Below are 17593 nucleotides of genomic sequence, written 5' to 3'. Positions count from 1 at the left end.
TTAATCGGGAATATCCAACTGGCGCTGGGAAGATGCTTTGCGCTTATAGGCCAGATCCAGGCTGGCCAGCTCGCCATGAATGGCTAACAGTGCCTGGGCCAGTTGATAGATAAGCCAGCTGTAACCGCTGAGCGCAAAGTCTTGATGGGCCGCTTCCGGCGAGTCGTCGCTCGGCTCAGATGGCAGTTGCTTTAGTAGCTGTTGCTGCAATTGATAACCAAGTCCCAGGGGGAGTTTGGGGCAGTCGGGTGTGTTGCCGGCCACATAGTCCGCCAGATAGGCGAACTCTCGCTGTAGCCCACAGGCCACCTGTTTGACTCTGGCGTAAGCCGCATCTTCTTCGGCCTTCCAGCGGGTGAGCAGTAGCAGCTCCAAAAGCGTGATCACCCTTATCTGTTTGTTGGCCAGCTCGGTCAGAGTAGCGGCCTCTTTCTTTAATGTTTGGCTTTCCCATTCCAGCGAAAACAGCAGCTTTTTCTGCGCCAGCACCGCCTTCATTGCCGTCTCCAGCGATTTACGGGCATTTTCCGGCTCTTCCTGGCCGGCATTGAGATGTTGTTCCAGCACTTGGGTCATGATTTTCAGTGAGCTTGCCAGCTGTGCCCGCCAGTCTTGTTTGGCCTTGATTGGCAATACAAACAGGGAGACCAGCACGGCAATCACGCATCCGATAAGAATATTGGCGGTACGCCACAGAGCTTCCGAGGTGTCGTGGTTGGCGTCACCTATCACTATAATCATGGTGAATCCCGCCACCAGATAGGCATAGCTGTAACGGCCGGCGTTGAGATAACAGACTATGCTGACCCCGAGGATCAGCAACCCCATCAGATCCCAATAGCCATTCATCAAGATCACCAATGAGACCCCGTAAGCCGAGCCCAGGCAGGTGCCTATGGCCCGCTGCAGTGATTTTTCGATAGCGCCGCCCACTTGTGGCAGGCCCATCATGATGATCACTATGGTGACCATGCTCCAGACAAAGTGAGGCAGGGACCAGATGGCGTTGATGGCGGCGGCAATAAACAGCGCCAAGGCCAGTTTTACCGTGTGTACGGCACGGGAATGGCGGTAGATAAAATCGGCGAAGGCGGAGGCTCTGGCAAACAGGGGCATGGCAGTGTCTCAAAAATATGTGGTTGACCGTCAGCATCAATTATGCCAGAGATGTGCAGTGATAGCGTCTCGGGTATGAGCTAAAGATGCAAACTGGGAAGCTGAATTAGCGGCGGATAATATGGTTGTGAACTGGGTCACAGCCATAGTGCTTTGTGAGCAAGAATCTTAGGGGCAGCTATGCTTTCCTTCGCCAAATAAGCGGCTAAATCCAGCGTCTGACTTTTTGACAATACAAGCGGTAGCTGTCACCAAAGAGTTGCTGCATTGCCCTTTCTTCCGGAAGGATCTGAAAGCGTTGCAAATAGGCAACAAAAAGGGCGATTAAAAACAGTAACCAGAGGCAGTTGAGAAAGACGGCCTGTGCCAGCAGCAAGAATACAAACCCCAGGTACATGGGGTTGCGTGAGCAGCGGTAAATACCTGAGGTCACCAAGGCCGAACTCTGTTCGGGCACCCTGGGATCTGGCGTGGTTCCATGGCGTTTGAAGCTCAGTACTCCAGCCAAAGGAATAACCAGCCCAGCAGTCAACAGAGAAACAGCGAGCCCCAAACTAAAGGTCGGATGCAGGTTTGAAGAGGGCAAATAATAGGATGTTAGCTGCAACAGTAGCGCAAACAGCAGCAAGAGCGCCAGGGGCGGCAGTTTCTTTTCCAGTCCGGACATGAATTACGCGGTTTTGAGTATTAGGTATCGGTTAAGATGACATGGGCAAGGTACTGAATACAAGGGTCATACCATTGGTTATTCCGCTTTGGGCGCTGCCGCGTTCTGTGCTTTGTGCCGAAACCTGTCAGTTTGCAAGTCGATTTGATTGTGGCGATAAAAGACCCGGCCAGGTGACCGGGTCTTAATCTAATCAAGTATGCTTCAAGCGAGATCAGAAGGGGGCGTTGATATCCACCACGTTGATCAGCTTGTGGTTAACGAACTCTTTCAATCCGAGGTCTATCAACTCACGACCATAGCCGGAGCGGCGGATACCGCCAAAGGGCAAATCAGCCTTAACCATGGTGGGATGGTTCACAAACATCATCCCGGTAGAGACTTGCTTGGCTACCGCCAGACCGCGTTGTTCATCGGCGGTGAACACAGAGCCACCGAGGCCGAAGGGCGAGTCGTTGGCAATGGCAATCGCTTCCTGTTCATCCTTGGCCTTGAGGATCATTGAGACAGGGCCGAAGAACTCCCAATAGTAAGCCGGGTTGTCCGGGGTCACATTGGTAAGTATGGTTGGCTGTACAAAAGCGCCTTGCTCCGGCACTTTGGGGCCAACTTCGGTGGCTGTGGCACCATGCTCAACCGCTTCACGAATTTTTTGCTTCACTTCATCGGCAGCACCCTGGGAAGACAGAGGTGCCAGAGTCGTATTCGGATCCATAGGGTCACCGGCTTTAAGCGCGGCTACGCCTTTGGTATAGCCTTCCATGAACTTGTCATAGATGGCTTCCACCAGGATCATCCGTTTGGATGAAACACACACCTGACCGGCGTTCCAGTGACGGCCGAATACCGCCCAATCTATGGTTTTCTCAAGCTCGGCATCTTCCAGCACGATAAAGGCGTCAGAGCCGCCCAGTTCCAGGGTGGATTTTTTCAGTGCCTTACCGGCCTGAGAGGCAATAACGGCGCCTGCACCTTCAGAGCCGGTCAGTGCCACGCCATGTACCTTGGGTGAGTTGATGATCTGCTCGACTTGATCCCGGGTTGCATACAGGTTCTGGAAGGCACCCTGTGGTAGGCCGGCATCCCGCATCAGGCTCTCGAAAGCGGCGGCGCACTGAGGCACATTGGAAGCGTGTTTCAGCAGCAGGGTGTTGCCGGCAGAAAGTTGCGGTGCCAAGATCCTGGCTATCTGGTAATAGGGGAAGTTCCAGGGTTCAATGGCCAGCAAGACCCCAAGAGGTTCATTGACCAGCAGCGCTTCCCCTTCGGCGGGATCGGCCACCGGCAGTTTCTGTGGTGCCAGCAGTCTCTCGGCATGCTGGGCATAGTATTCGAGGATCTGCGCCGACAGTTCGACTTCAGCTTCGGCCTCTCCAATGACTTTACCCATTTCCAGGGTCAGCAGTTCGGCGTAACGGCGCTTGCTGTCTCTGAGCAGGGTTGCAGCCCGATTGAGTATTTCAGCTTTGTCGGTAAAAGAGGTATTGCGCCAACTTAAAAAGGCCTGGTGGGCCGACTCAATTGCCTGTGTGACTTCGGCGTCAGTGGCATTGGGAAATTCTTTGATGAGCTCTCCCGTGAAGGGATTAATTGTTGCATATGCCATGTGTTCCTCCCAGCGTTGCAAGTAATAGGGTATTGACGCCAACTCCTGGCATCGGGTGAAAATGTTTGAAGTTATCGTGGGTTCTGCCCCTCAGGGGCGAGTGGCAAAAAAAGCTCAAACCTTTCTACGCTTTAAATGGCGATGTTTGTGTGATCTTGGTCACGTCGGCAGTCTGATGTCTACCGGTTGGTGATTTTTAATCCTTTCTTGTTAGTTCTTTGTTTTTAAAAAACTTAAAAACAGCAGCGGTTAACAAAAGTGCAACCTATCGCCTTGTTCTTGCGTGAGGAAAGATGCAACCCCTCCCTTTCGGGAGAGGGGTTGTGCTGTTTGTATATCGTCAGTTTCGGTGGCTATAGCGCTCGGCCATGGCGTTGGCTGCGATCATCGCCTGATAAACATCATCGGCACTGACCGCCATAGGCATATTGCCCATGGTATCGCCTTCGGCACAGGCAATTTCGGCAACTTTACGCCACTCCTCCTCACGGAAGTGTTTCAGCCCCATATCCGCCAAAGTCAGCGGTAAACCTGCGGTTTTAATGATACGGACAACATTGTCGATTTCGCTCTGTGGGGCGTTTTCCAGCACCAGTTGGGTCAAGAGGCCAAAGACCACCTTTTCGCCATGCTGGGCACCATGCAGATCGGCAACCGCCGACATGCCGTTATTGACGGCGTGCGCTGCCGCCAGGCCGCCGGCTTCGGCACCAACACCGCTTAAATAGATGGTTGCCTCTATGGTTTGCTCCAGCGCCGGGGTCACTATTTTGTTGTTTACCGCATCCATGGCGGCGGCCACGTTTTCACTCAGCAATTGATAGCACAGTTGTGCCAGACCAAGACCGGTACGCGAAGGCTTTTTTAGCACCAGGTTGACACCATCGGCTTGATAACAGGCCCTGGCTTCAAAGTAGGTGGCCAGAGCGTCGCCTATGCCTGCAGCAAAGAAACGTGCCGGCGCGGCGGCGATGATGCTGGTGTCGGCAATCACGGCATCCGGATTCTGTGGCAGGAACAGATAGCGTTCAAATTCACCCGCTTCGGTATAAATCACTGATAAAGCCGTACAGGGTGCATCGGTTGACGCTATGGTGGGGTACAGGACAACAGGGTGCTTAAGATGGAAGGCAACGGCCTTGGCGGCATCCAGTGTCTTACCGCCGCCGACACCGACAATGACGTTGGCGTGGGCTTGTTCAGCCAGGGCGACAAGGCGCTGGATCTCGACTTCACTGCACTCGTAGTTGAATTTTTCCAGTTGGTTGCTGATGCCGTTTTGCTCAAGCCCCGTCAGGGCTTCATCCTCAAGCCTGCTGAGAATAAACTCATCGGCGATAATAAAAGCATTGTCGCCGAAGTCATGTACATATTCATGCATTTTTGACAATAAGCCTTTGCCAATAATGAACTTTTTGGGAGATGTGACGGTACGTGGAACTGCTGTGCTCATATGGCCTCCATTACGTTCAGACTCGGATCCTTGTTCATAGAGACTCTATCACAGCTAAGATTTAAAGCTATGGCGCAATTGTCTGGTTTTTGTTGTTTTGGTGGCGATAAAAACTGGTTTTTGGTTTGAGTGTCTAATTGGGTAACTGGGATTTCTCTTTTATTTGGTGAGTCTGTGGCGCCTGTAGCCAAGTCCTTGGCGAGCAAGGGGAGGGGAGAGCGGCGGTAAGATCCCAACAGTGATTGAGCTTTGCTTAAGCTGGTGGCAGGTAATGGATAGCCGCCACCTTTTCTAGCGGAATGACGTTCAGCCGTTATCCATTTCCTTTAGGAGAGGATTGGCGGCATTGGTTCAGCAGGGTTTGCAGGTGGCCACCGAGTTGCTGATCCTTAATATCAGTGCCGTTTTTCAGTAGCTGTTCGACATCTGCCAAAGCCTTGTCTATTCCCTGGGATTCGATAAGTGTGCTGACATAGGCGGCGAGATCCGCACCCTTATTCAGTAGTGCGGCCGCGTTTTCAAAGCTGAAGCCTTGCTCCAGTAGCTGTTGAATTTGGCCGAGCAGCTCGCTGACCCTGGCGGGCTCTGCCAGGACGCCATCGACCTGGATCAGTTCACCAAGCGGATCGTGACTGAGCTTTTCAGCGACGCAGGCGGTCATTGAGCTGACCTCGGCGCTGCGATTGATGGCATCCAGACCTTGAGAGCGGATCTGCTCAATGGCTTGTTGTAACTCTTGATCTTTGGCGAGCCACTGCTGCTCCAGTTGTGTCTTTTCATCTGCGGCAAACCAGCCGCAGCCGGAGAGTGAGCCAAGGGCCAGGGCCGAAAACATCCAGAGTACAGTTTTTTTGGCGGGGAAATATTTTTTGCCTAAGGTGTTGGACTGCTTCATCCACAGGACTCCTGCAAAGGTTCTTAGAGTTCACAGTATCAGCTATCAGCCTTAAGCCGGGCTGAACAGTTTGAGTCCTTTATTCGGTAGGTGCATTCAATAGCAGGTTGGGCAAGGCAGACTGGGAGTCTTAGGCTCCCAGTCTGTTTAGAGATTAAAGTCCCGCGAACGTAAAGGGCTTGGCCGTGACAAAGTCTTGCAACGCATTACCTGAGTAGATGCTGCTGTTGTTGATGGCCAGCTTTTTCACTTCTTGCAGCTTACCAAAGTCGATGCCTTTCATATCGACCCAGAAGGTGTTGGGGGTCAAGGCGGTTTCAAAGTAATACACCCGATTTTTATGATCAGAGACCGAGCGCCAACGGGTCGAAGAGATATTCGGTTCGGTCTCGGAAGCTATACCGAAAGGCACAGAGGCGTTACGTATGACGCTGAAGGCGCCGGCTACCGCCACCCGGGTATTGGCTGTCTTGGGAATGGCATCCATATAGAAAGAGGCCCTGACAAACCGGTCGGCGGCGCGGTTGGTTCCAGGCAACATGGTAAAGCCGCCAATCTGCTGCCAATACTGGTTCAGTGCCAGTTGCTGCTCGAAGATGGGGGAGTTGGTCATGACCCGGTACTTTGGGTCGTGATGGATCACCAGCTTGCCGTCTATATACTCGAATATGGCGCTGTCACCTGTGGCATCGGAAATCGACAGATGCAGGGTGGCAAAGCGTTGAGTACCGGGAATATTGGCGGAAACCACCACAAAAGGTTCGGCTCTCAGCGCCTCGACTGTTTCTGCAACAGTGGCAAAGTTATCCAGCACATATTGCACCCAGGCGGCAACCGACAAGCCTTTTCGTTTACCCTGGTACTCGGGATAACTCGACTCTGCCAGCCAGAGCAGATTGGCCACCAGACCTTTTTCATTCATGCCGTCGGTGCTGGAGATATCAAAGGCGCTGGTGATCAGGCTGCCGTAGCGTGAGGTCCAGGTGACTGAGTTGTCGCCGACTGCCCCATGACGCAGCATGCCGCGGGGAAACAGCCACAGACTCGCCGGGATCTCGTCGCGCCAGTCCATGGAGCGGGCGGTGATCACCAACTGCTGTTCACCGTGATAGACGGCGCGGGTGCAGGCCTGCGCAGTAGTGCCGAAAACCAGGATTAAGGCGCTGCTGATTAAGGTGATGAGCTTACGATTCATAGTGACTTCCCTGTTTGATTGTTAAAGAGAGTTAAAGGTGTTGAACGCGTACTGGCAAGCCGGGTTGTTAATCCTGGCAATTATCTCAAGTGAAACAGCGCCTCCAAACCTGGGTTTTCTGTGTCTTGCCCCGGATGATACAGGTAGCAGCTGATGCGGGCATAGTTATCCAGATCGCCGCGCCACAGGCAGCTGGCTTCAATATCCCGCTCTTGTTGCTGAAAACGGATCCTAAGCACCTTGGCATCGCCGTTCAGCACTGGCTCTATCGCCGCAGTCCCTTGAATGCTTAAGCCTTCTATCTCCCGGTGTACCTTAAGTTCGCCGCCCTGCTCATAAATGCTCATCTTGCCGATGTAGCTGGCATTTGAATCAATGGCTTTGCCAACCAGCTGATAATGGCCCTGTAGATACTGCTTAAAAAGCTCATCCGTTTCGGCAAATGCCGCGGGCGCCAGGCAGAGGGAAAATAAGGGCAAACATAATATTGCTAAACGGCGAATAAACGGGTTATTCATTGTTCTTCCTTAGATTTGTATATCTTTAGCTTGCTGCATCTATGCTGCCGCTGTGGCAGCCCTTTTAGCGCTTTGATTGTTTCAGTGCCTTGTTGTGGTTGAAGTCGGCAGCGGCGCTTATCAGTGCCTTGAAAGCCGTTTCATCCAAAGATTGGCCCTGGGTAATATCTATGGCTCTACGCTGTTTGCCCTCAAGGCCAGCATTAAACAGTTTGTGGGGATCCGCCAGCGAAGCGCCATTGGCAAATGTCAGTTTTAATTTGGCTTTGTATGACTCGCCGGTACAGAGTATGCCTTGGCTTGACCATACAGGTACACCGGACGGGTTGGTTGGCTTTACCCATTTGCACTCTTCAACTACCTCGGGAATAGCGGCCTTGATAAGTTCACGGATATGGCCAAGCATCTCGGCGCGCCAGCCGCCCAAGGCAGCAATTTTATGGTCGATAGAAACGCTACCGTCAGTTTGTTGCCATTTTTTGTCCATTTGTGTTCTCCCTGGCTCGCTTGCGAGTGCGAGCCTGACTCTGTGTTATCTGGCGGCTGGATAGACCAAGTTGGACAAGGCTGCTTTAGCAAACGTCGATTCAATGGTCACAGTCAAGCAGTCTTGCAATCGCCTGCTGCGCCGCCGGTGCGCATTTTGCCATATCTGCTATACCTATCCACTCCTGACTTTCTATCTCGGCGGCAGAATTGATGTTGCCACTAAAGCCCGCGCTGAAACAGTGCATCGTCAGCTCAGTGTTCTCAAGGCCAAAGGCCTTATCCGTGATGCTGAATCTGTAGCAAATGGTGTCTTGCTGCAGTTCTATGCTGAGTTCTTCCTTTAACTCCCGAGTCAGGGCTTGTTCAAGGGTTTCACCTGGTTCAGGTTTGCCGCCGGGAATAAAGAATTTATCTTTGCCCTTGGATTTGACACACAAGACTTCAGCGTTTTTCTCATGTAGCCAGGCGACACTTTGTAATTGTTTCATGGGGTTCCTTGTTGACAACTAAAACCAGCCATTGGCTCTTTAGTGGTTGTCATGTGGACTTTTGGGGGGAGTAAAATACTGCTGCGGCTGGATCAGTTTAACTCCTAACATATTGGCCAAATACTGCTCCAGAAACACCTTGTGGCTGGCTCCGACTATCACCAGCACCCGACCTCCAGGGTTAGCCGCCACCACGCGCATTATGTGGGAGCTCATGTTGAGATTGCGTATCTCCCAAAGGGCAACCCGGGAGAGCGCCGCATCCGGGGGTAAATCTTTATCGATAAACAGGCTCCACTCCTGGTCAATGACGGCCGTCTGGTACTTCTGGCTGTTTAGCCAGGAAAAGAGCGGCAACCAGTTGCCTGTTTCAAGCGCCTCTGTCTTCAGTCTTTGTGGCTTGTTGATATAGTCGCTTTTGGCCAAAGCGGCGGCATGGGGCGACTGATTGTAAGACTCCAGCAGTCGCGCTTCGATGGGGCGGTAGAGATCTTTATCCAGATGATCATCTATCGGATAAATCCGCTTGAGCTTCAGTGTCATGGCCAGGTTGTTGCCAAGGGTGTTTTTCTCGTTATTGCTCGAGGCAAGTTGCTCCAGATAGTGCTGCAACTCGGTGGAAATAGTTGAACTCGCTGCGGTTTTGTCCAAATAATGCCAGTGCAGCAGGGCTAACTCTTTGTGATAGGCGGCAACGGCTAACTTGATGAGCCTTGCTCGCTGCACAGGTTCAAGGCTTGTTTCGTCCAATAAGGGCTCCAGACTCTCAAGCGCCTTTTGCGCCGAGAGTCGCAACGCCTGCTGCTCTTTTATCGCCAGCGCCAGAAATCTTTGTCCCACAAAATGATCCAACACAGTTTGATACTCGCCAGAGCCGTTGATCATGGCCGCGATATCCTGTGGCCGCAGTGACTCCACCGCTATGGCCGTAGGCTGGTAACGGGAGAGGGGCTCAAGGATGGAGGATAGCGAGCGGCTGTCCAATTGCTGTTGAATACTGCTTAGGTGCAGGGTGCCGAGTATCATCACCTGGGTCTTGGGCTGGCTTTTGCTACTGAGTCTTTACAGTGCATGTTCAGACCTTGGCGCTTGATCGGCGACAGTGTCTGCTTTGGCCGTTTTTATATGGGCAATACCCGATGCCGACAGGCAGATAAGAAAAAGCAGCGCTTTAATGGTCAAGTTGAGTCTCCCAAAAGTGATTGTTTTTGGCTAATACCTGAGATGGTAGAGATATAACAATACTGGCCGTAGAGAAACTTCTGGTTAACTTTTCACACAGAGACTATTGGATGATGCTGATGAACTAAGCATCTTGAATTCCGCCAGACAGTATGTTGAGTTGATTTATTGCAACTGGGAGAGATGACAAACTTCCCTGTTACTTGGTGGATGATCCTGAGGGCATCCCATCTAGCCTTCACGTCCCGGCCTAAAGCGGTTGCTTTACATCAAGCTTTATGTCGCTTCTTAGGTTTGGACCTTATGGGCTGAAGTTAAGCTATCCATTGCCAATATGGTTTCAGAGTAATTGATAGCCAGGAGGGAGACAAGAATGATTTGATTAAATTCAAGGCCCTGGAGAGCCAACCCTTCAAAGCATCCAAACCGCAAAAGGGCAGGGTTTATGGATGTTGGATATGCTTGAAATAGATAAACCCTAAGCCGGACTATTTGCCCGTCCGGCCTTATGGTTTACTGCTTTTGCGGAAATGTTGCTTTGGGGAGAGCTGTTTATTTCTTGTCTTCCCTTGGGGAGCCGATGAATTGTCTGTGACCTGCTGATCAGTCATTCTGGGCTGTGGCAATACCCCCAACTCTTCAAAGAAGTTGATTTGCCTTCTCAGTTCGAACAAAGAGCCGGTGCGGCTGGTCTGGCCTATGGTCAGGGTCCAGCTGTCGGTAAGGCCATCGGTATTACTGAGGATATAACCGCGATAAACCAGCTTACGCATCTTGTTGAACGCTTATTCCTATGTTGGATACGCCGTTCATGACGATTTCCTTGCGCAGTGCTTTGACAAAATCTGCGGTTATCTGCGGGTTTTCCTCGATAATTTCCAGCAAGGATGCCTGCAACTCGCGCTCTTCCTGCATTACTTCGTGGCTGAAGACAAACTCGTCCAATGCTTCACCGTCCAATTCGGGATCGGCAATGGCTTCAATATAGTTGGCAACAGTACCGGATGACAACTTGGAGATATTGGTGATGTCGTCTTCCACCTTGCTTTCCAGCGCGCCAAGCAGTGAACTGAGCGCCACAGCAGCATCCATGGCAGGGTAGACTCCATAGGCGTCGAATTGGGCCGGTTCCGGGGTGTTTTCTTCCAATTTAGCCATCTGCAGCTCAAGGTTCAACTTGAGTTTACGGTCATACAAAGACTGCCACAGCAGATTCAGCACAGTATCCAATACTTGGGGATCTCCGAACTCACACACTTCGGAAAACAGTTGGTAGTTGGGGTACATACGTTGGCATAATGCCACGGCAAAGAGTTTTTTTTGCGGCAGTTCCAGTGCCTTCAGGCGTTTAAAGAAGCCAGGTTTAGTTGTCATCGGTTAAATCCATCGAAAGTTGGGATATCACTTGTTTTGCCGCGGATTCTACCTTAGTTAGCTCATCAAGTAACTCCAGTATTTCCGGCTCCAGCTCGGTAATGTTATTGCCTTGCTTGAGACCGCCTTCCACGGTCTGACAGAGTTTTTGCAGCGTCGGTACGCCGCAGTAGCAACAGGCACCGTGCAGTTTGTGAACACAGGCCTTCATTTCTTCTACGTCATTTTGTTCCAGTGACTCTTGTATGGTGGCTCTGGTTTTGGGCATGGAATCAATCAACATTCTGAGCATATCCAGTGCCAGATCCTGCTTCTGGTTGGCCTGGGTCAAACACAGTTCCCAGTTGAGGGTATGTTGATCAAAATGAGTAAACTTGGGCCGGGTGATCCAGCGACTGATCACTCCTTTCAGTGCGGCTTCATCGATAGGCTTGGGCAGATAGCCGTCCATGCCACTATTGAGGATCCGCTCGCGCTCCTCATTGATGGCATGAGCCGTGACCGCGACTATCGGTGTATTACGATTCAGCGAGTCCTGACGGATGAGCCGGGTGGCGGTAATACCATCAGTCCCCGGCATTTGAATATCCATAAAGATCAAATCAAAACTGCGTTTTTTGGCAAGGTTGACCGCCTGCTCGCCATTACTGGCCGTGGTTACTCCTGTAACCAGTTCATCGAGTAGGGTGTCAATCAGCTTAAGGTTGGCCGGGTTATCATCCACCGCCAGCACATTGAGTTTGTGGCGTGGCTGCGGCTCTACCAATTGGGGGCGGGCGGGTTTGAGCTCCGACTCCTGTGGCAGATAAATCATATTGCGTGCCATCAGGTATTCGCTGGCGGGGATACTCAACACCAGATCCACCGCGGGACGGATATAACGCTCCAACGCTTCCTGGTCATGGCAGTCAAATAGGGCGATAAGGGCCTCGGTGACTTGTCTGGCGCTCTTAAGTACTGACTGCAATTGTGATGGACCATCGAAGCCGTGACAACCGAGCAGCACATAGTCGAAATGTGCCTTGTTCTGAGCAAGCTCGGCTTCCAGTTGCGGCACAGTGTGGACACTGTTGACCTGCATCTGCCAATGTTGCAGGCGGCGGTTGAGCACAGAGCGGGTCAAGGGTCTGGGTTCAAACAGCAATACCGTCTTGGCGCTAAGCTGTTCCAGTGGCAGTGGTTCACCTATGGAGAATTGGCTGGTCATCAGTGGTAAGGTAAACCAGAAGGTAGAGCCTTTGCCCACCCTGGAACTGAAGCCTATCTGGCCGCCCATCTGATTAATGAGGCGCTTGGTTATCACTAATCCAAGACCAGTACCGCCAAAGCGGCGGGAGATGGATGAATCGGCCTGGCCGAACGCCTGGAACAGCAACTCCTGCTGACTCTCTTCAATGCCAATCCCCGTATCCGATACCTCACAGTGCAGCAGCAATTTGTCTTCTTTGATGTTGCTGATATCCACCTTCAACAGCACACTGCCCTGATCGGTAAACTTGATGGCATTACCCACCAGATTGGTAATGATCTGGCCAACCCGCATGGCGTCTCCGCTAACGGCATCCGGCACTTCCGGGGCCACATCCACGACAAGTTCCAGCCCTTTCTCGTGGGCGGAACCGGACAGCAGCATCAGGGTGTCATCCAGGGTTTCCCTGAGGGCGAATGGCATGGTTTCCAGCACCATTTTACCGGCTTCCAGCTTGGAGAAGTCGAGGATGTCGTTGATGATCCCCAGTAGGTTGGTGGCACTGCGTTCAATGGTACGAATATATTCCATCTGGCTGGCGTGCAGCGGTGTTTTCAATAGTTGACGGGCAAAACCTATCACGCCATTGAGCGGCGTTCTCAGCTCGTGGGACATGTTGGCCAAGAATTCGGATTTTATCCGGCTGGCTTCCAGCGCTCGTTTCTTGGCCAAGTCCAGTTCGACGTTCTGAATTTCAATCTGCTCCAGGGTTTCCCTGAGATCCGAGGTCGCCTGATCGATATTTTGCTGCATCTCGTCATGGTATTCCGACAAGGAGCCCGCCATGGCGTTAATCCCCCGTTTGAGCAGATCCAGCTCACCGATGAGATTACCCTCCAGTCGGGTATCCAGCTTGCCCTCACGGATTTTGGCCACCACCCGCACCATGTCGGTGATCGGCTGAGTGACATTCTTTACCAGGCGGAAGGTGAACAGCAGATTCAGCTGCACCCCGATAAGCACTATGATAAAAGCCGCCACCGCGGCTCTGTGCTGTTCCAGCAGCGCCTTTTCCTTGTTGAGCAGCAAAGAGATATAGCCCAGGGGTTTTTCATTGAAGCCGGGAGCGTCGTCTATCGCCAGCAGACTACCGGCAGCGAAAATCGGTGCCCTAAGCACCAGGCTGTCGCCTAGCTGATCGTATTCGGTGCGGGCCAGATCCGAGATGGCGCCCTTGTAGCGCATTATCTCAAAGTCTTTGTGATAATGGGAGGTGACAAACAGCTGGTTGTCGGCATCGAAGATGGCGATGGATTTCACCAAGGTCGACTTGTTGAGCTGAGCCGCGGCGAGCAGGCGTTTGGTGGCTTCGCGGTTGTTGGCAGCCAGGCCTATCTCGCTGGCGATGGCCAGCGGCTCTATGATATTACTGCCCTGTTCTATGAGCGTATCTTCAAGCTCATAAAAGCGATTTATGGTAAAGTAACTGCCCAGAAGAATACCGACCAAAATGGTAGGAGCCAGGGCCAATACCAGCACCCAGGATCTGAGGCTGTACTTGGTCATGTTATTCGCACTGTTCATGGGCGGTATAGGTATTCCAGCTAGTTTGTTTTACGGCTATAGATAGACTGCCAGATATCCCGGCGTCTTTGCCAGTTTTTTATTGTTTCAGGGGCCTAGATGGCACAATTTTTTAGAGAAAAACCAAACAGATCCAAGAAAGTTTCCGCAAAACTGTCACTCACGGCTTCCGGATTGGATCATCAGGGTGCCGGGATCGGTCAATATCAGGGCAAAGTGGTGTTCATTCCCGGCTTATTGCCCGGTGAGAGCGCCGAGGTGCAGCTCACCGAACAAAAAAAGAACTATGCCAGGGGTAAACTCATCCGCATCAGCCAAACATCCCCGGAGCGGGTTGAACCCCAATGCCCCCATTATGCGCTTTGCGGCGGCTGCGATCTGCAACACTTGTCAGATTTGAGCCAGCGGCAGCACAAGCGCCGGGCCCTGGCCGAGCTGTTTGCCAAGCTCTCTGGCTTATCCGAACTGCCGGAGATAGGCGAGTTGGCTTCAGCCCCTTGGCATTATAGACGCAAGGCCAGACTGGCGACCTGGTATGACAAACAAAGTCGCGAATTCACCCTGGGGTTCAGGGCTAAATCCAGCAGTAAGGTAGTTGCCATCGGCGAATGCCCTGTGTTGGCGGCTTCGTTGTCTGAGCTGATAAAACCGTTGGCGGCGCAACTGGCGCACCTGCAGGGCGTGGCTCAGCTTGGTCATGTGGAGCTGATTGAAACCGAAGTCGGTCGTTTTGTGGTGCTGAGAATTACCCGGCCACTGGTGAATAAAGACAAGGAAAAGCTCAAGGCCTTTGCCGGGCAGCAAGGATTGCAGTTGGTGCTGCAGGACAATCAGGGCGAGTGTGAATATCTTGCGGGCAGTCAGCCAAGCTACCGCTTGCCCGGCGTCGATGGCGATGAGCTGACGCTTAAGTTTAATCCGGGGAATTTTATTCAGGTCAACGGCGAAGTGAACCGCGCCATGGTGGCCAAGGCCATAGATTGGCTGCAACCCAAGGCCGGTGAGCACATACTGGATCTCTTTTGCGGCATGGGTAACTTCAGCCTACCGCTGGCGGCCACCGGCGCCAGGGTCACAGGTGTCGAGGGTGTGCCCGCCATGGTTGAGCAGGCCAGGCAAAATGCCAAACAAGCCGGGCTTGAAGGTGTGCAGTTCTTTTGCGCCGATCTTAGCGCCGACCTTTCGGCCGAGCCCTGGCTTGGCAAGGTGGATAAGCTGCTGCTGGATCCCGCCCGTGCCGGGGCCTATGAGACGCTTTCTTACCTGAAAAACATCGCGCCAGAGCGAGTAGTGTATGTTTCTTGCAATCCGGCGAGCTTGGCGCGGGACAGCGTGTTATTGCTCGCGCAAGGCTATCGCCTGGAGCGCCTCAGTGTGTTGGACATGTTCCCCCAGACTCATCACACCGAAGCCATGGCATTGTTTGTGCGGAATTGATGCTTTTATTGTCTATCGAGTCAATTTTATCAATAAAGGTACTCACGGGGGTTTGACATACCATCGGGTATGCTCAAGATAGGGAGTCTTGTTGAGTCTGTTAATCGGACACTAAAGGAAGGTGAGATGGTATCTGTTCGCGAAGCACACTTTAAGGATCCTGATTTCAATCTGAATGAGTGGGTTAATCGTTATGTGGCCGACTCCGCCGATGCCGGGCGTTTGTTGGAGCTGATAGCCAAGGTGGAAGCACTGCCTATGGGCAAGTGCAAGCGTCCTAAAGCCGAGCTTCAGGCCAAGGCGCGGGAGATGATAGAGATCCTCGCGCCGCTCAACATGGATATCGAAACCCTGCAGGCCGCCATCTTATTTGTGTTTTTCGAGGTGGGCATAGTCGATGAAGCCAAGCTCACTGAAGACTTTGGTCCCGAGTTGGCTACCTTGGTCAACAGCGTCAAGACCATGGATGCCATAGGTGCACTCAAGGTGGGCAATGACAGCCGCAGCAGTGAGCCGCAAATCGACAATATCCGCAAGATGTTGCTGGCCATGGTGGAAGATGTACGCGCCGTGGTGATCAAACTGGCCGAGCGGGTATGCCTGCTTAGGGCCGTGAAAAACGACGATGAAGAAACCCGGGTATTGCTGGCCCGGGAAATTGCCGACATCTACGCGCCGCTGGCCAACCGTTTGGGTATAGGTCAGCTCAAGTGGGAGCTGGAGGATATCTCGTTTCGTTATCTGCATCCCGAAACCTATAAAGAGATTGCCAAGCAGCTGGACGGCAAGCGCCTGGACCGAGAAGTCTTTATCGACAACTTTGTCAATCAGTTGCAAACGCGGCTGGATGAAGAAGAGATTCGTGCCAAGGTCTATGGTCGCCCCAAACATATCTACTCCATCTGGCGCAAGATGCGCGGCAAGCAGCTTAAATTTGACGAGCTGTTTGATGTGCGTGCAGTGCGAATCGTCACCGACCGGCTGCAGGACTGCTACGGCGCGCTCGGTGTAGTGCATACCCTTTGGCACCATATTCCCAGAGAGTTTGACGATTATATTGCCAACCCCAAACCAAACGGTTACCAGTCGATTCACACTGTGGTGGTGGGACCGGAGGGCAAGACAGTCGAAATCCAAATTCGCACCCAGCAGATGCATGAAGATGCCGAACTCGGGGTGGCGGCTCACTGGAAATATAAAGAGGGTAATCACTCCGGTAAACAGAGTGGCTACGAAGAGAAGATCAACTGGCTGCGCAAGATTTTGCAATGGCAGGAAGATGTGGTCGAGAGCGGCAACCTGGTGGAGGAGATCCGGGCTCAGGTCTTCGAAGACAGGGTCTATGTGTTTACCCCGTCCGGCGAAGTGGTGGATTTGCCAGCCGGCTCAACCGTGCTGGACTTTGCCTACTATATCCACTCCCAGGTGGGCCACAAGTGTATTGGCGCCAAGGTCGATGGCCGCATAGTGCCGTTTACTTATCAGGTGGAAACCGGTGAGCGCATCGAGATTATCACCTCCAAGCATCCCAATCCGAAGCGCGATTGGCTCAACCCCAACCTGGGTTATATCAAGACCTCCAGAGCCCGCAGCAAGATCCAACACTGGTTCAAGCAGCAGGACAGGGACAAGAACCTGGTGGCCGGACGCGAGATGCTGGAAGCCGAACTGGCGCGGGTGGGGCTGACACTCAAGGATGTCGGCAGCGCAATTGAGCGCTTCAACATGACCAACATGGATGACCTGTTGGCGGCCATAGGTGGCGGCGATGTGCGCCTCAACCAAGTGGTCAATCATGTACAGAGCCGACTCAGGACTCAGGAGCCTTCCGACGAAGAGGCGGTGGAAGAGCTGGTCAAGAAAGGTCAGCAGAAGCCCATAGGTGCCAATCGCGGCCAGATAGAGGTCAATGGTGTCGGTAATCTGATGAGCCATCTGGCGCGCTGCTGTCAGCCGGTGCCCGGGGATGAGATTTTCGGTTTTATCACCAAGGGACGCGGTATTTCGGTGCACAGAGCCGATTGTGAGCAGGTCAAGGAACTGATGCGTGCCCATCCCGAGCGGGTAGTGGATGTGGTCTGGGGCGAAAACTACTCCGGCGGCTACAAAATCCGTATTCGAGTGGTGGCCAATGACAGAACCGGTCTGCTGCGGGATCTCACCTCTGTGCTGGCGGCGGAAAAGTCCAATGTGCTGGCGATGAGTTCCTCATCGGATCTCAAGAACCAGACTGCGGCCATTGAACTTGAGATGGAGCTTTATAACCTAGACGGTTTGTCCAGGGTTATCTCCAAGCTGACCCAGATAGACGGGGTAATAGAAGCCCGCAGGCTCTGAGGCCAGTTCGGTATTCGACCGGTATTTAAAACAGGACGCCTAGGTTGCGTCCTGCTGTTGTTT

15 protein-coding genes are annotated in these 17593 nt (G+C 52.6%); 2 read left to right on the top strand and 13 right to left on the bottom strand.

Annotation, left to right across the window (positions count from 1 at the left end):
- From AYI96_RS06370 to barA, 13 genes are all read right to left on the bottom strand, one after another.
- Positions 1-1116 (bottom strand): FUSC family protein, encoded by a 1116-nt coding sequence (locus AYI96_RS06370; RefSeq protein ID WP_144361225.1) that lies wholly within the window; start codon positions 1114-1116, stop codon positions 1-3.
- A gap of 205 nt (positions 1117-1321) precedes the next feature.
- A complete protein-coding gene (locus tag AYI96_RS06365) occupies positions 1322-1783 on the bottom strand; it encodes a methyltransferase family protein (RefSeq protein ID WP_039033715.1) in 462 nt (153 codons plus the stop codon).
- Between the two features lie 214 nt (positions 1784-1997).
- Positions 1998-3389: an NAD-dependent succinate-semialdehyde dehydrogenase gene (locus AYI96_RS06360; RefSeq protein WP_039033716.1), complete on the bottom strand. Its 1392-nt coding sequence runs from the start codon at positions 3387-3389 to the stop codon at positions 1998-2000.
- A gap of 340 nt (positions 3390-3729) precedes the next feature.
- Positions 3730-4842 (bottom strand): glycerol dehydrogenase, encoded by a 1113-nt coding sequence (locus AYI96_RS06355; protein ID WP_039033717.1) that lies wholly within the window; start codon positions 4840-4842, stop codon positions 3730-3732.
- Positions 4843-5155: 313 nt separating this feature from the next.
- Positions 5156-5737, bottom strand: coding sequence for a hypothetical protein (locus AYI96_RS06350; protein WP_313954992.1), 582 nt, complete (start codon positions 5735-5737; stop codon positions 5156-5158).
- A 154-nt stretch (positions 5738-5891) separates the two neighbouring features.
- Positions 5892-6932, bottom strand: coding sequence for a linear amide C-N hydrolase (locus AYI96_RS06345; RefSeq protein ID WP_144361224.1), 1041 nt, complete (start codon positions 6930-6932; stop codon positions 5892-5894).
- Positions 6933-7012: 80 nt separating this feature from the next.
- The gene (locus tag AYI96_RS06340; protein ID WP_144361223.1) at positions 7013-7450 is read right to left on the bottom strand and encodes a hypothetical protein; all 438 of its coding nucleotides are present in this window, start codon (positions 7448-7450) and stop codon (positions 7013-7015) included.
- A 64-nt stretch (positions 7451-7514) separates the two neighbouring features.
- Positions 7515-7937 carry a DUF1801 domain-containing protein gene (locus AYI96_RS06335; RefSeq protein WP_071476295.1) on the bottom strand — a complete coding sequence of 141 codons (423 nt, stop codon included), beginning with the start codon at positions 7935-7937 and terminating at the stop codon, positions 7515-7517.
- Positions 7938-8037: 100 nt separating this feature from the next.
- Positions 8038-8427 (bottom strand): NUDIX hydrolase, encoded by a 390-nt coding sequence (locus AYI96_RS06330; RefSeq protein WP_144361222.1) that lies wholly within the window; start codon positions 8425-8427, stop codon positions 8038-8040.
- 39 nt (positions 8428-8466) lie between these two features.
- Complete coding sequence (locus tag AYI96_RS06325) at positions 8467-9453, bottom strand: DUF5694 domain-containing protein (RefSeq protein WP_144361221.1); 987 nt, start codon at positions 9451-9453, stop codon at positions 8467-8469.
- A 662-nt stretch (positions 9454-10115) separates the two neighbouring features.
- Positions 10116-10382: a DUF3319 domain-containing protein gene (locus AYI96_RS06320; RefSeq protein WP_039033721.1), complete on the bottom strand. Its 267-nt coding sequence runs from the start codon at positions 10380-10382 to the stop codon at positions 10116-10118.
- On the bottom strand, positions 10375-10983 hold the full coding sequence (locus AYI96_RS06315) for a YjaG family protein (RefSeq protein ID WP_101055012.1): 609 nt from the start codon (positions 10981-10983) through the stop codon (positions 10375-10377). The genes AYI96_RS06320 and AYI96_RS06315 overlap by 8 nt, the downstream gene beginning before the upstream one ends.
- Complete coding sequence (gene barA / locus AYI96_RS06310; protein ID WP_144361220.1) at positions 10973-13756, bottom strand: two-component sensor histidine kinase BarA; 2784 nt, start codon at positions 13754-13756, stop codon at positions 10973-10975. The genes AYI96_RS06315 and barA overlap by 11 nt, the downstream gene beginning before the upstream one ends.
- A gap of 99 nt (positions 13757-13855) precedes the next feature.
- On the opposite strand from barA, the gene rlmD reads away from it, so the two are divergent.
- Entirely contained in the window at positions 13856-15193 is a 1338-nt protein-coding gene (gene rlmD, locus AYI96_RS06305) for a 23S rRNA (uracil(1939)-C(5))-methyltransferase RlmD (protein WP_144361219.1), read from the top strand.
- A gap of 126 nt (positions 15194-15319) precedes the next feature.
- Positions 15320-17530 carry a GTP diphosphokinase gene (gene relA, locus AYI96_RS06300; RefSeq protein WP_039033725.1) on the top strand — a complete coding sequence of 737 codons (2211 nt, stop codon included), beginning with the start codon at positions 15320-15322 and terminating at the stop codon, positions 17528-17530.
- Positions 17531-17593 lie beyond the last annotated feature (63 nt).

The organism is Shewanella sp. MSW, from assembly GCF_007636515.1.
Lineage (GTDB): Bacteria > Pseudomonadota > Gammaproteobacteria > Enterobacterales > Shewanellaceae > Shewanella > Shewanella indica.
This window is presented reverse-complemented; position numbering and strand designations above follow the sequence as displayed.

What these genes read in the sequence shown, in the direction of transcription:
- AYI96_RS06335 (WP_071476295.1), bottom strand. Translation starts at nt 7,937, where the DNA reads ATGGACAAAAAATGGCAACAAACTGACGGTAGCGTTTCTATCGACCAT.
- AYI96_RS06330 (WP_144361222.1), bottom strand. Translation starts at nt 8,427, where the DNA reads ATGAAACAATTACAAAGTGTCGCCTGGCTACATGAGAAAAACGCTGAA.
- AYI96_RS06345 (WP_144361224.1), bottom strand. Translation starts at nt 6,932, where the DNA reads ATGAATCGTAAGCTCATCACCTTAATCAGCAGCGCCTTAATCCTGGTT.
- AYI96_RS06360 (WP_039033716.1), bottom strand. Translation starts at nt 3,389, where the DNA reads ATGGCATATGCAACAATTAATCCCTTCACGGGAGAGCTCATCAAAGAA.
- relA (WP_039033725.1), top strand. Translation starts at nt 15,320, where the DNA reads ATGGTATCTGTTCGCGAAGCACACTTTAAGGATCCTGATTTCAATCTG.
- barA (WP_144361220.1), bottom strand. Translation starts at nt 13,756, where the DNA reads ATGAACAGTGCGAATAACATGACCAAGTACAGCCTCAGATCCTGGGTG.
- rlmD (WP_144361219.1), top strand. Translation starts at nt 13,856, where the DNA reads ATGGCACAATTTTTTAGAGAAAAACCAAACAGATCCAAGAAAGTTTCC.
- AYI96_RS06325 (WP_144361221.1), bottom strand. Translation starts at nt 9,453, where the DNA reads ATGATACTCGGCACCCTGCACCTAAGCAGTATTCAACAGCAATTGGAC.
- AYI96_RS06315 (WP_101055012.1), bottom strand. Translation starts at nt 10,983, where the DNA reads ATGACAACTAAACCTGGCTTCTTTAAACGCCTGAAGGCACTGGAACTG.
- AYI96_RS06320 (WP_039033721.1), bottom strand. Translation starts at nt 10,382, where the DNA reads ATGCGTAAGCTGGTTTATCGCGGTTATATCCTCAGTAATACCGATGGC.
- AYI96_RS06365 (WP_039033715.1), bottom strand. Translation starts at nt 1,783, where the DNA reads ATGTCCGGACTGGAAAAGAAACTGCCGCCCCTGGCGCTCTTGCTGCTG.
- AYI96_RS06340 (WP_144361223.1), bottom strand. Translation starts at nt 7,450, where the DNA reads ATGAATAACCCGTTTATTCGCCGTTTAGCAATATTATGTTTGCCCTTA.
- AYI96_RS06355 (WP_039033717.1), bottom strand. Translation starts at nt 4,842, where the DNA reads ATGAGCACAGCAGTTCCACGTACCGTCACATCTCCCAAAAAGTTCATT.
- AYI96_RS06370 (WP_144361225.1), bottom strand. Translation starts at nt 1,116, where the DNA reads ATGCCCCTGTTTGCCAGAGCCTCCGCCTTCGCCGATTTTATCTACCGC.
- AYI96_RS06350 (WP_313954992.1), bottom strand. Translation starts at nt 5,737, where the DNA reads ATGAAGCAGTCCAACACCTTAGGCAAAAAATATTTCCCCGCCAAAAAA.